The sequence below is a fragment of the Kribbella sp. NPDC059898 genome (assembly GCF_042730855.1).
In the GTDB taxonomy this organism is placed as follows: domain Bacteria; phylum Actinomycetota; class Actinomycetes; order Propionibacteriales; family Kribbellaceae; genus Kribbella.
On the sequence record NZ_JBHWKR010000024.1, the window covers coordinates 1 to 11,785 of the forward strand.

At 65.7% G+C, this 11,785-nt stretch carries 14 protein-coding genes; 4 read left to right on the forward strand and 10 right to left on the reverse strand.

All coding sequences use genetic code 11. From position 1 onward, the window contains the following. Positions 1-191: 191 nt before the first annotated feature. On the reverse strand, positions 192-434 hold the full coding sequence (locus ACFV9C_RS41425; protein WP_380202931.1) for a type II toxin-antitoxin system prevent-host-death family antitoxin: 243 nt from the start codon (positions 432-434) through the stop codon (positions 192-194). Positions 435-939: 505 nt separating this feature from the next. Between ACFV9C_RS41425 and ACFV9C_RS41430 the strand changes: the two genes are divergently transcribed. Beyond that, positions 940-1,521: a hypothetical protein gene (locus ACFV9C_RS41430; RefSeq protein WP_380202933.1), complete on the forward strand. Its 582-nt coding sequence runs from the start codon at positions 940-942 to the stop codon at positions 1,519-1,521. Positions 1,522-1,677: 156 nt separating this feature from the next. Here the strand turns inward: ACFV9C_RS41430 and ACFV9C_RS41435 are convergent, their stop codons facing one another. The 5 genes from ACFV9C_RS41435 to ACFV9C_RS41455 form a co-directional block, all read right to left on the reverse strand. Beyond that, the gene (locus ACFV9C_RS41435) at positions 1,678-2,238 is read right to left on the reverse strand and encodes a hypothetical protein (RefSeq protein WP_380202935.1); all 561 of its coding nucleotides are present in this window, start codon (positions 2,236-2,238) and stop codon (positions 1,678-1,680) included. A gap of 186 nt (positions 2,239-2,424) precedes the next feature. After that, positions 2,425-2,880, reverse strand: a complete 456-nt coding sequence (locus ACFV9C_RS41440) for a hypothetical protein (protein ID WP_380202937.1) — start codon at positions 2,878-2,880, stop codon at positions 2,425-2,427. 269 nt (positions 2,881-3,149) lie between these two features. Continuing rightward, complete coding sequence (locus ACFV9C_RS41445; RefSeq protein ID WP_380202939.1) at positions 3,150-4,034, reverse strand: metallophosphoesterase; 885 nt, start codon at positions 4,032-4,034, stop codon at positions 3,150-3,152. 609 nt (positions 4,035-4,643) lie between these two features. Continuing rightward, positions 4,644-4,967, reverse strand: a complete 324-nt coding sequence (locus tag ACFV9C_RS41450; RefSeq protein WP_380202941.1) for a hypothetical protein — start codon at positions 4,965-4,967, stop codon at positions 4,644-4,646. An 82-nt stretch (positions 4,968-5,049) separates the two neighbouring features. Beyond that, positions 5,050-5,262 (reverse strand): hypothetical protein, encoded by a 213-nt coding sequence (locus ACFV9C_RS41455; protein ID WP_380202943.1) that lies wholly within the window; start codon positions 5,260-5,262, stop codon positions 5,050-5,052. A gap of 396 nt (positions 5,263-5,658) precedes the next feature. Here ACFV9C_RS41455 and ACFV9C_RS41460 point away from each other — a divergent pair, with 396 nt between their 5' ends. Then, the gene (locus tag ACFV9C_RS41460) at positions 5,659-6,936 is read left to right on the forward strand and encodes a hypothetical protein (RefSeq protein ID WP_380202945.1); all 1,278 of its coding nucleotides are present in this window, start codon (positions 5,659-5,661) and stop codon (positions 6,934-6,936) included. A 46-nt stretch (positions 6,937-6,982) separates the two neighbouring features. Beyond that, positions 6,983-7,696 (forward strand): creatininase family protein, encoded by a 714-nt coding sequence (locus tag ACFV9C_RS41465; protein WP_380202947.1) that lies wholly within the window; start codon positions 6,983-6,985, stop codon positions 7,694-7,696. Here the strand turns inward: ACFV9C_RS41465 and ACFV9C_RS41470 are convergent. The 3 genes from ACFV9C_RS41470 to ACFV9C_RS41480 all read right to left on the reverse strand — a co-directional run bounded on the left by ACFV9C_RS41470 (position 7,690) and on the right by ACFV9C_RS41480 (position 9,349). Beyond that, a complete protein-coding gene (locus ACFV9C_RS41470; RefSeq protein ID WP_380202949.1) occupies positions 7,690-8,184 on the reverse strand; it encodes a deaminase in 495 nt (164 codons plus the stop codon). The two genes, ACFV9C_RS41465 and ACFV9C_RS41470, sit on opposite strands and share 7 nt — an antisense overlap. Beyond that, on the reverse strand, positions 8,177-8,866 hold the full coding sequence (locus ACFV9C_RS41475; protein ID WP_380202951.1) for a RibD family protein: 690 nt from the start codon (positions 8,864-8,866) through the stop codon (positions 8,177-8,179). Before ACFV9C_RS41475 ends, ACFV9C_RS41470 begins: the two co-directional genes overlap by 8 nt. A gap of 75 nt (positions 8,867-8,941) precedes the next feature. Next, positions 8,942-9,349: a hypothetical protein gene (locus ACFV9C_RS41480; RefSeq protein WP_380202953.1), complete on the reverse strand. Its 408-nt coding sequence runs from the start codon at positions 9,347-9,349 to the stop codon at positions 8,942-8,944. 404 nt (positions 9,350-9,753) lie between these two features. Here ACFV9C_RS41480 and ACFV9C_RS41485 point away from each other — a divergent pair, with 404 nt between their 5' ends. Next, positions 9,754-10,785, forward strand: a complete 1,032-nt coding sequence (locus tag ACFV9C_RS41485) for a competence protein CoiA family protein (protein ID WP_380202955.1) — start codon at positions 9,754-9,756, stop codon at positions 10,783-10,785. 456 nt (positions 10,786-11,241) lie between these two features. On the opposite strand, the gene ACFV9C_RS41490 is transcribed toward ACFV9C_RS41485, so the two are convergent. After that, the gene (locus ACFV9C_RS41490) at positions 11,242-11,751 is read right to left on the reverse strand and encodes a D-glycero-alpha-D-manno-heptose-1,7-bisphosphate 7-phosphatase (protein ID WP_380202957.1); all 510 of its coding nucleotides are present in this window, start codon (positions 11,749-11,751) and stop codon (positions 11,242-11,244) included. Positions 11,752-11,785 lie beyond the last annotated feature (34 nt).

Here is an 11,785-nt window from a genome sequence, read left to right on the forward strand (position 1 = left end):
GGCCGAACGGCACAGCTAGCTCAGCTATCCAGCAGCATTGGCTCATCTTCGCTGCATCTCGACAACTGATCAGAACAGTGGCCGCACCGCTATCGCTCCCCTAGCATCTGCATGTCAGATGCCTAGCATGCGTGTAGCTGTCCTATAGCTCTGTCCTAGCACCAGTACCTCCGGACACAGGACGGCTCAGCTCAACTGAGTCCGAGCCGGCGACGCGCCTCCTCGTGAGTCACGGTGACAGATTGGCCGGAGGCCTTCAGCGCGTCCCACTCTGCCGCCGCGGCCAAATCCTCGGCATCCTCGGCACTCGTCTTCTGCACGGCGGTCTCGATGTGGTCCATCCGCACGTCGGCTTCCTCTGCGGAGATCCACGCTGGTCCACGGGCACGGAGCGCTTCGACGGCCGCCAGATCTTGTTCATCGTCGCTGTTCATGACCACAAGCATGCAGCCTTCGTCTGTCCCTGGTGGTCTCCAGCCGGGACGCCTCGCAGCTCCGACGGCGCCGCAACGCGGGTCACGGCGTTGCCGACGGCAGGGACGGACATCCGGCGTCCTCCGGCCTCCTCACTGTCGCGCCCATCAACTTCAGTGATCGGCCCCCGATGCAGTCCGCACCGATCGTCCAGGCCGGAGGGCGTACGCGGGTCCGGGCTGCGACGAACTGTCGCCGATGCATGGCACCATCGGGCCCATGACCCCCAGACTTCGGGCTGGCATCGAGAACGACTCTCGCTGGGGTCTCGTGCATTCCGCGGAGAGGCTCTGGCCACGACGTTCGTCAGCACTTGGCCGTCCGGCACTGCTGGCACGGCCCGGTATGCCTCGCCGATCGGCATCGTCGGACGCTGTGTGGCTCCGTAGCGGCCTCGCGAGCTACGCCACGTCGACCTCGGCCAGGCCAGAGTTCACTCGCGGCATGTTGCGGAAGGTTGCTTGAGTGCCTGGTTGCGATACCCCTGGACGTTCGCCGGCTCGCGATGATCAAAGGGACGAACGGATCTCAGCGCAGACGGCCGCGGAGATTCTCGGCACCGACCGCGCAACTGTTTACCGGCTGATGGCCAAGCGCCGCCTCCCCACCTATGGCAAGTCTCACACCTTCGATCAGCTACGCCGGGGAGACGTGGAAGAGCTTCGCAACCGCGGCGAACGGATCCCACTTGCGGAGGCCGCCGAGATCTTGGGGAGATCGGTCCGCCAAGTCCGTGAGCTCATCACCGCGGGCAAGCTCGACGCTTGGTCAGGATCACGGCGGCCGGTGTTCCGCGCGGATGTTCAGCGGTTGGCTGAAACGATGCCGCCATCGAACTGGCCGCCGTGGGAGGGACGGCTGTCGACGGGCGCGGTGGCTGAACGGCTAGGGAAGAGCCGCTCACGGATCTACGGTCTTGCCCGAGATGGCCTGCTGCCCGCAATCCGCGACGCCGCTGGCCGGTACTGGGTCGACCCGCATCATCTGGAGATGTACGTGCGGGCAAAGCGACTGGAAGCCGAGGCCGAAGGTCGACCAACTCCGTGAGTGGGTGAACGAGAACCCGTTTCCACGGTCGGCGCAGGTCGGGTCGACAGTCTCGGAACTGGCACGCACCCCGACATCGCTCAGCTGAGATCGCAACTGAACGGCCGGACATCGCATCCTGCAGCACCGCGCGGACTTGAGGCGGGCACCAGGCTCCTAGTCCATGACAACCAGTTTGTAGCCGCCGACGTCCTGGAGCAGTTTCGACAGGTCGAGATTCGCCGTGGTGGACGTCTTGAGAGCGTCACGAAGGCATGTCCGGACGCTGACGGTGGCCTCTACGGGAGCGAGAACCGTCGCGTTTCCGTCCTCGTGGACGATCAGTGAGAATCCGGCCAGGTCGACGCGCTGGTCGGTCGAGCGGGGCCTGAGTTCGTCGGGGATCTCGTCGATGCCCATGGCAACCACGGGAAACAGCTCTCCCCGTTGCCACAGGTAGGGCGACGGCGATCCCTCGAACTGTCGGTGCCGCCGCCCGGGCGCGAACCGAATTCGGGGTTCGGGGTACCCGTCGACCTCGTTTGGATCTGCGACCTCGAACATGGCGACGACTCGTTTGCGGTAGCTGGCAATGATGACCGAGACACTGGCTGGGTCGATGTTGCGGGCGCCAAGGTTCCAGTCCCCCAGGACGACCTCTTCAACTGTTGCGTCACCTCGACGCACCTCAGGCCACCGCGTGCTGACGTTCACGACCAACGCGATCTCTCCGGGCATCACACGTCCACCAATCATCAATAGCCATCATCACTCACAAACATGCTATGACGGATGATGACGATCTGTCAGCCTGACAGCACCCGACTCGACGAGTGATTCTGATCGTCGATCACATCCTGTGCGAGAGCTCTCGCCAGCTCCCGCCTGGCGGCCGCACACGACGTTGCGGGGGGCCGGGAGGTGTCAGGAACGAGGCTTGAGCTTGACCAGTCGAGCGGGTTCGTCGTTGAGGAGCAGGTCGTCGACGAGTTCGTCGGTGATGTCGTCGTGTTCACCTTGAGGTAGGTCGAGACCAATGTGGAAGTCGCGCAGGGCGGCACGGATTTGGGCGGGCAGGCTTGTGAAGTCAGGGTTCTCGGTCGGGTTGGCAGCGATTCTCAGGCGAGCTTCCCGGGGTGCGTCGATCCCCGTGACGGACACGTCAGCCCACGTGATTCCGGCCTCTCGGAGCGCCTTGCGCGCGGAGTCCTGCAGCGCGACTGCAGCGAGGTACTGGGTCACCTGGTCGCGGCTGAACGCGGGCGCGACAGCCCGTGCGACCGCCTTGGCTGGGGTGCCGGCGCGGAATTCTCGAGTGATGGCGTCGACGAGCAGGCGCCTTTCGCCGAGGAAGTTGTCGAGCTCAATTCGGATGTCCACACTCGAACGATAACAGCCGCCCTCAATTCAGGCCAGACGCAATTCAGGCCGCCCGTTCCAGGGGCTGGCGCTCGGCAGTGAACAGCCAGCACGCGACGGCTGTCGGCCGCCTCGTTGACCTGCGAGGCAACATGGATCGTCGACGTGGACCTGGCCCCAGGCATGCTCTCGGCCGGCGTCGAGCCACGCGAAACGAGGCGGGCGTAGACGAGTCTGTTCAGATGCAGAACGTCGCGCAGTTCGGCGGCGCAGGCTGGTTCGTTGATGGATCACTGTCGGCGCGCCGGCCCGGGTGTGCGGCCATACGGCAGCGGCCTGGGCGAGTTCGGCACGTTCGACGTCTCGATCCTGGCGTCGAGGCACGACGGCATCGCTCGTGGGCCAATCAGCTTGGTACGGAGCTCGGCGATCTGGTCGACGATCGGCGCGAAGCCGTGTGGTGCGGGTGCCGCGGTCTGGGTCGTGTGCACCCGAGCGGTCCAGCCGTTCAGTGTTGGCTCGGCGCACGCATATCCCCGGCCACGTTCGGCGCCTTTCACGATCACGGTGGTTCCGACCTGGGCCGGCCCATACGGGTCACTGTCGCCGTGCCCGGCGAAGATGACCGTCAGGAAGGGGCAGTCGGCAGCCAACTGCAGGTCGTCGGCAAAGCCGGCGTGCGACAGCACGATCCAGTCGCCGATGCGGGGATGGCGTGCGCGAAGCCGCCGGAGCGCTTCGGCCGGAGCGATGACGCGGTGCTCAGCACGTTCGGCCCAGGGAATCGCAGCAAAGTCCTGCTGGCTGAGTACCGCGGTGATGCCAACGGCGCGGTTCCCCATCTGGACAGTGCGGATCTGATGGAACAGGAAGTGGCCGCTGGCGGCATCGACCACGTTGGTGCACACGGCGAGGGCCCATAGGTTCGGTTCGAAGTATTGAGTCCAGCCGTGGTTGCCGGGGGCAATCACGTCATAGGCCGACAGCAGCAGCTGCCGCTCGACCGCGCCGGCACCCAGAAGGTAGTAGGGGTTGCCTTCGAAGAAGTCGCCACAGTCGAGCACGAGCGAGCGGGCACGGTGGGCATGGAGGTGGCTCAGCAGGCTCCGCGCCTGGTCCAGGCTGGAGTGGAAGTCGGTCGTCGCGATGACCTGATCCAGGACACGTGCGGTCATCGTTCGTCTCCGGTGATCTCGGCGCCGAGCAACCGACGCCGCACCGCGGCCGCGGCGAGCAGCAGCGACACAGCATTCTCCGACCCCTCGCCCCGGACTGTGCCCGACAGCGGTCTCGCCCGCCGTACCCTCAGCCTGGTTCGAGGTTGGGTCTGCAGGCCAAGGGTCACAGGGTCTCCACGCCGGTTCGGATGTTCGGGACCGGCGGGAGCCGATCCGGGGAAGGATTCGTTCGATGCGGTGGCTGGTCCTCGGCTCCGTCGTGCCCGGGGGTTTTCGCGAGGCGATCTGTGCCGCCCGAGGATGCTCGTGGATCACTCCGATCACGGTTCCCTGTCCGTCGCGGCATCATGGCGGTCGCCCATTGATTCGCAATCTCTCGCAATGAACGGTCACGTACCAGGCGCGATGGGACGGCTGGCGCAGGACGGACTCGCTTTCGCGTCCCGCGCCAGCCGGACGGTGGGATCTGTGGCCGAGCCCTCCACAGGGGAGGGGAAGGCTCGGTCACAGACCATTGGAGACGGGGCCGGTGATGTGGCCTGGAACGGTGCAGGTGATCCGCTGCACCTGAGGCGGTGAGGACGCCTCACCATCGGTCCCGCCAGCTCATGTGGCGTCGGAGAGCAGGAAGCGGGCCCCCGTGGCTCGCTCGAACCTCTGCTTCACCACCATCGGGTCGCCGACCAGCGCAAGGTGCCGCCACTCCGGCAACAGGACGGTGGTGATCTCGTAACGGTTCACGGACTCCACCAGGGCATCGAACGCGGCCGGGGACGTGTCCGGGTCCTCGACGTACACCGTGCCCATGGTGTGGCCCTCCAACTTGGCAAGGTCGGCGAACTCCTGCTTGACCCGCTGGACGTGCCGGCTCGACAGGTACAGGTCCCGCCGGGCGTAGCCGAGTAGCAGCGGCCGGGTGAAGTCGGTCACCGGTCCTCGTCCATCCACCGTCGAAAGCTGGCAACGAGGCGCTCCCAGAGCCTTGACCACCAGCCGCGCCGAAGCTGGCCGTTCACGAGTCGGAGGCATCGTCATCCGCCACCGCGTCGACCAACTCTCCAACCGGCTCGATCGTCACTCGAAGGCCGGCGAACCGCCGAGTCATAGCGGCGTAGTAATCAGAGGCCTCTTCGGGGTCCGAGGTGTAGTCCGCGATGACATGCTCACCGAACCAGACACGGACCCGGCACTTGGCGGGTTGCTGCATTTCCAGAATGGTGGTCATCGGCCGCGCACGTCCTTCGCGATATTGCAAACCATGACAACGAAGATCACCACAGTGGCGATGACGAGCGCCCACATGCTGGGGATCACTGCGTGCCACCTCGTTTCGTTTGCTGCCCGAATCGGTTGATGAGCTATCACCGTAGGGAGATCCGTACGCGGTATTTGCCCTCTTGCCGCATGACTTTTATGCGCGACGCGCATACTCTTCGTGATGATTCGGATACGCTGCACTTGAGGTACCGCGGTTTCGGGGAGCTGGAGAGACTGGATGGCCGCCAAAATGGCCCAACGTAGCTGCGCGAGTTGCGGCGCGGTGCTGGCACGCAACAACCCGGCTTCTCTGTGCCGGCCGTGCCTGCGCAGCCGTCGCGCAACTGCGCCTGGGGCACCTGTGATGCCTGCCGACTTCTGGCAGTCGCCGCAGATCCACGAGGCGGCCGCGCGCAGAGACATGGGCGCGTTGCTCTACGCGTACCGGGCACATCCGGCACACGGACATCGGCCGCTGCCTCAGGCCGTGGTCAGCAACTGGATCGGTGTCACTCAGAGCCAGCTGAGCCGTCTCGAGTCCGGCCGCAACCGTGTCCGGGAGTTGGACAAGCTCGAGCACTACGCGCGCGTCCTGCGGATCCCGCCCGACGTGCTCTGGTTCGAGATGCCCAGTGTGAATCCCAGTGGGAATCCCGGCGATATTTCTCCCCCCGCTTCCGGTGAGACGTCAGAGCGACCACTGGCAGATGGTCCGGCGCAACTTCCTGTGGACCTGCGCATTCCAGCTCAGCTGGTGGCGGCCGGGCCGAGCGTGGCTGACTCGCTCCTGCTCACGCTGCAGCAGTACGCCGCCACCGACAATCTGGCCGGGTCGCGTTCCCTGGTTCCAGTGGTTCCGCATCAGGTCGAATTCATTGAGGACCTGGTCGGGAAAAGCCGCGGGCAAGGCCACACGGACCTTCTGTACGTCGCGGCTCGCTTCGCCGAATTTGCCGGCTGGGTCAACCAGGACGCCGGCAACCTGCGCGAGGCAATGCGCTGGTCGAACGCTGCCCTCGACTACGCGCAGGAGGCCGAAGACTCGCATCTGACCTCCTACATCCAGATGCGCAAGAGCAGCATCGCCAGCGACGCCAACAAGCCGAAGCTCGCGCTCGGCTTCGCCAAGCAGGCTCTTCTCAACGGCTCAGCGCTCTCGCCGCAGGTCCGTGCGGTGGCGTACCGGCAGGAGGCGCAGGCCTACGCGATCAGCGGGGACGCTACCGGCTGCGCGCGGGCACTGCAGCAGGCCTACGAGCTCGCGAACCAGCCACCGGAGGATGAGAACGACATCGCCCGCTACTGCACACCGAGCTACATCGAAATGGAAGCAGCCAACTGCTGGGTCGAGCTCGAGCGGCCCGCCGACGCGATCACCACCCTGCACCAAGGACTCACCGTGTGGCAGCCAGAGTTCCGCCGCGACCTCGGTCTTTGCCTGTCCCGTCTGGCCGTCGCATACGCTGTCAGCGAGGAGCCCGACAATGCCGTTGCGGTTGCTCAGCAATCGTTGTCCATCGCTGCCAGCACCCAGTCCCGGCGTATCGCCGGCCAGCTTGCCCGCGTCCCCGGCCTGCTGACCTCGATCGGCGCCGCAGACCAAGCCAAGCAGTTCCAGCGACAACTGGCCGCCCTGCGATAAGCGCTGCCGTGCGCAAGACTGGCTGCCGTGCGCAAGACTGAGGGAGATGTTCGTGCACCTGCTGACCACAGCCACCTCGACCGACGAGGACGCCAGGAAGGCGGCGATCGCGGTGCTACCTGTCGGCAGCTTCGAGCAGCACGGCGACCACTTGCCATTGATCACGGACACAGTCGTCGCCTGCCTGATCGCACAGGGCATCGCTGAGACCTACGATCTGCGTCTCCTCCCTCCGGTCACGATCTCGTGCTCCCACGAGCATGAGGGCTTCGCCGGAACTGTCAGCATCAGCGCGTCGACCGTGATGACGATGATTAACGACATCCGCACCTCGCTGGCTCGCTCCGGCGTCGATCGTCTCGTGATCGTCAACGGCCACGGCGGAAACCACGTCCTCACGAACGTGACCCAAGAAGCCAACGTGTCCGGCCCACGAGTCGTTCTGTACCCGCAGGCCAACGACTGGATCGCCGCCAGAACCAGCGCCGGCCTGGAGAGCACCTGGAGCGGCGACATGCACGGCGGCGAAATCGAAACGTCCATCATGCTCCACGCCTACCCCGACCTCGTACGCGACTCCTACCGGACCGCGGACCACGAAGCCCGTCATCGCCCAGAACTGCTGGTGACAGGACTTCGCGGCTACACCGACACCGGCATCATCGGAAGCCCGTCCCTGGCCACGGCCGCCAAAGGGCGCGCGGTGCTCGAGAGCCTCACGGCACTGTTCGCCGACCACCTCAAGGTCCTCGATCAGTAAGCGCCCGGTTCTTGCAGCAGGTGGGCGTTGATCGCCCGAACCGCGGGGGCGACTTCGGGTATCTCCAGGACTTCGCAGCCGGCCGCGCGCAGCAGCTCGGCACCTTCACAGTCGACGAAGATGCTCGGCTCGCGCCAGGCGAACACCACCCGCGGGATACGGGCAGCGAGGATGAGTTGAGTGCAGGTCCGCGGGTGCGACGATCGCTTGCTGCACGGCTCCAGGCTGCTGTAGATCGTGCTCGACGCCAGGCGCGGGTCTCGCTCGGCCTTGGCCAAGGCGGTCTCCTCGGCGTGATCATGGGGATCGCCTTCGCGTGAGTAGCCGGTCGCGATGACATCGCCCGCGGCCGACACGATGATTGCCCCCACCGAGAACGCCGTCGTGGACGGCGGGCACTGCCTCGACAGTTCGATCGCGGCCTCGAGCCAGGCTCGATCCGTCGCAGCAGGGTCTGCACGGTCAGTGGTGTCAGGTGTGTCAGGCATCGGTTGCCTCGGTGAGGAGATACCGCAGGAGGGCGATGTCTCCGATCTGGCGTACGTCGGCCAGGTGCATCCGATGGCGGAAGTCCTGAGGAAACTGTCCGTCGACGACAAGCCGCGGAGCCATGGAGTCGCCGACGAAGAAGGGCGCGACGGCCAGGTGGATCTCGTCGACGAGCTCGGCCGTGAGGAACTGGGTGTGGATGTGCCCTCCGCCCTCAACCATCAGGCGCTGTACCTGGCGGGCTGCCAGGTCGGCCAGCACGGCGTTCAGGTCGAGCGGATCGCCGGCAGCGACGACCGTCGCTACTCCCCCCAGTCGATCGTTCGCGGTCGGCTGTGCCGAGGTTGGCACGTACACGAGCTTCTCGACGTCCTCGGCGACGAAGAAGTTCGAGTCAGGATCCAGATCGCCCTTACTACTGATGGTTACCTTGAGCGGCAGCTCAGGCAGGCCGGCCGCCAGCCGGCGGTCGCGCCGCTCTTGCGAGCGAATGCGGAGCTTCGGGTTGTCCCGCCGGACGGTGTTCGCGCCGATTAGGACCGCGTCGACGCCCGCCCGGACCTCGTCGACCCTGTCGAAGTCCGCCTCGTTCGACAGATACAGACGTTCAGGGTTGTTGTCGTCGATGTAGCCGTCGACCGAGGCCGCAACGGACAAGATCACGTGCGGGCGGTTGGTCATGAAGCCATCCTGCCGCATTCCGCGCCAGGACCATCTCGCCGCCTGCGAGCAGGCGCCGGCTGGCCAACCTGCTCGCTATACCGTGGGTGGACGGAAGTGTGATGACTCCACGCTGACGCCGTCCAGCCAGCGCCTGAGCGCCGCGTGCTCGTCGGGACGTCGGTCGAGGTTGCCGCCGGTCGTGTAGAGCGTCGTGGCGTCGGACCTGGTCGTCTCGTTCCATTCCGTCACCCGGAGCGCCTTCAGCACGCCGTAACCGTTGACGTCGCCGCAAGCCATCCGGGCAGCCCGGCCGAATGCCAGGGCCGGTTCGAGATCCTGGAAGAACACCCGCATCGCCGGCACTCGAGGTCCGTGGATCTCAACGGCGAACCCGGGCGTCACCACTTTGCTGTCCGAAGCCCGCAACTTCGGAAGTACTTCAACATGCCGGACGTCGGGATAGTTCGTCTCGACCGCACTCATCATGTTCATCACAGCCATCAGACGAATGTAGGTGTGGTCGTAGAGGCCGGACGGGAATGACGCGCGGGCTCTCAAACATCAGCCTCGGGACCGCGCCGCCGGCCACTTGTCCGGCAGGTTCGAGCTGCGGACGGAGATAGGAGGCAGGTACGCTAGTTGCTGGTCCCCGACCATCACATAATGACACTTTTTCACATTTCAAAATGCCTGCCGCGTAATTTCCTGACTCTCTGGCCTTCTGCGCCGACACTGCACACACACAAATTTCTCCGCGGCTCTCTCTCACTCAACGACTTCTTCCTAGCCTTCGCGATCTTCTCGTCGGGGCCGTTCACCCATGCGCGCATGGCGGCGGCAGCGACGAGCTGAGACGCTCTCCCAGCCTGCCGGCGTGCGCACGCTCGCGCCGAAGGGAAACGAGAGTGTCGAAACAGTTGGCGGTGCCCGGTCTCGATCCACGCACTGGCAAGGAAGTGCGGGTCGACGACGAGTCGATCGAGTACTGGCAGGAGTTGCGTTCAACCGGGCGAATCGAGGTCGTGTGCCTGTTGTGCTACCACGGCTGGGACCTGGCCGAGCCAGCCGAGGTCCCGGTCATCTTCCGGGGCAAGATCGGTGGTCTTGTGCGGCCGCACTTCGCGCACAAGCGGGGTCATGGACCGTCAGGCGGTCATGGCCCCGAGACGATGTGGCACTACAACACCAAGCTGCTCATCGCGGCCTGGGCAACGGCACGTCCAGAGGTACAAGACGTGGCGGTCGAGCGCTGGACACCACAGCGGCGCCGGCGCAGTGACGTCCAGGTCCGGCTTGCCACGGGCGAGACCGTGGCGATCGAGGTGCAGCAGCAGCGGCTGACCGACGAGGCCTGGCGCCGCCGGCACCAGGACTACGCGGCAGCCGGCATCGTCGACGTGTGGCTCTGGCACCCGACGACCGACGTTCCAGGAGTGGTCCTCGCCGAGGGCCTCCGTGGCTGGACGATCGACCTTCCAACCGAACATGTCAGCCTTGTCCAAGATCCGCTGTACACGTCCCAGGACGGGTCCGGGTCGCTCGAGCCCCGCGGCCGATCCAGAGTCACAGCGCCGCTGACAGACATCACGCTGTCGCCGACGGGTCTGGAGTTCCCCCCGCACCTCCTGCCGGCAGAAGAACCGGTACCTGAGGCACCAGACGCCCCGGTTGCACCGCCCGGAGAGGATCTTCCAGGAACCAGCGAGCAGCCTGCCCTGTTCGACCCGGAAAATCGCCCGCGGCGACCACTGGTCATGCTGTTCCCCGGCGGACGGCGACCTCCCCGCTTCGTCTATCACCTACTCAGCCCACCGGATCAGGAACACCGGATCTATCGTCCTGACGCCCTGCCGCCCTACGCCAACGCACCCGGTTCACCTCGGTATGTGTGCTGGACGTGCGGTCTCATCGTCACAGCACCAGACAATCACCCGTGATCACTTCGCCTGTCACGGTCGGCCGCCAGTCCGCAGCGTGCGTCGCCGGCGGATCGTTCCGGCTGACTCCGGCAGTGATCCCAGACCCCTGTCAGATTTCGTGAATTGGGGGCCTCCGTCGGCACAACGGACGCGGCCGTTGCTCGGCTGCTAAGAGGAGGGTGGGCTGGTGTCGACGAACACCCCCCACCTCCTCTTGTGCCGCCTGTCTGGACGAGCGGAGCAACAGTTGAGCAACCCCATCAGGTGCGTCAGACTGACGTTCGCGGGCCTATCACCCCCATCGGCAGCTCCAGCGTCGGGACACGGCTCTGACCATCGTTCGATGCGGCGAGTCGTCGGACCCGCCGATGGCCCTCGCCTGCACTGACCCGAGGTTGAAGCCATCCATCAGTTCCACCCGGGGCCGGCGGCGTCGACATCCAGCAGAACATCTCTGACCAACGACGAGATGGGTCATCTGCATCCTCCGAGCACGAGATCCGCTGCCTCGGAGAGACCAGCACAGACCAATCCGGCGGCCCCGATCCCGCTCGTCGGTCCGGCGACCAGGATGCCGGTGCCGCCGGCGGCTGTCGCCGCCTCGACATCGGTCGACCGATCACCGACCAATACGCAGCCGCGCGGGGCGACCCCGACCGCGGCACAGGCCGCCAGCACCATCCCAGGCCGCGGCTTGCGGCAGCGGCAACCGTCCTCAGGCGCATGCGGGCACACCTGCCAAACGTCGAACGGACCAAGCAGAAGCTCCACCCGCGCATTCACCGCGTCAACCTGTGCGGCTGTGACCAGCCCGCGGCTGATACCGGACTGGTTCGTTGCGACGCCAACCAGGATCCCGGCTGCGCGCAACTGGTCCAGCGCGGCCCGCGCAGTCGGCATCGGGACCACCCGCTCCGCGTCGCCGTTGTACGGCACGTCTTCCACCAGAGTGCCGTCGCGGTCGAACAGAACAAGCGTTCGCATTCAGTTGTCGCCGTAACTCCGCATTAGCTGCTCC

What these genes read in the sequence shown, in the direction of transcription:
- ACFV9C_RS41425 (WP_380202931.1), bottom strand. Translation starts at nt 434, where the DNA reads ATGAACAGCGACGATGAACAAGATCTGGCGGCCGTCGAAGCGCTCCGT.
- ACFV9C_RS41435 (WP_380202935.1), bottom strand. Translation starts at nt 2,238, where the DNA reads ATGCCCGGAGAGATCGCGTTGGTCGTGAACGTCAGCACGCGGTGGCCT.
- ACFV9C_RS41445 (WP_380202939.1), bottom strand. Translation starts at nt 4,034, where the DNA reads ATGACCGCACGTGTCCTGGATCAGGTCATCGCGACGACCGACTTCCAC.
- ACFV9C_RS41455 (WP_380202943.1), bottom strand. Translation starts at nt 5,262, where the DNA reads ATGACCACCATTCTGGAAATGCAGCAACCCGCCAAGTGCCGGGTCCGT.
- ACFV9C_RS41460 (WP_380202945.1), top strand. Translation starts at nt 5,659, where the DNA reads ATGCCTGCCGACTTCTGGCAGTCGCCGCAGATCCACGAGGCGGCCGCG.
- ACFV9C_RS41465 (WP_380202947.1), top strand. Translation starts at nt 6,983, where the DNA reads ATGTTCGTGCACCTGCTGACCACAGCCACCTCGACCGACGAGGACGCC.
- ACFV9C_RS41470 (WP_380202949.1), bottom strand. Translation starts at nt 8,184, where the DNA reads ATGCCTGACACACCTGACACCACTGACCGTGCAGACCCTGCTGCGACG.
- ACFV9C_RS41475 (WP_380202951.1), bottom strand. Translation starts at nt 8,866, where the DNA reads ATGACCAACCGCCCGCACGTGATCTTGTCCGTTGCGGCCTCGGTCGAC.
- ACFV9C_RS41480 (WP_380202953.1), bottom strand. Translation starts at nt 9,349, where the DNA reads ATGGCTGTGATGAACATGATGAGTGCGGTCGAGACGAACTATCCCGAC.
- ACFV9C_RS41490 (WP_380202957.1), bottom strand. Translation starts at nt 11,751, where the DNA reads ATGCGAACGCTTGTTCTGTTCGACCGCGACGGCACTCTGGTGGAAGAC.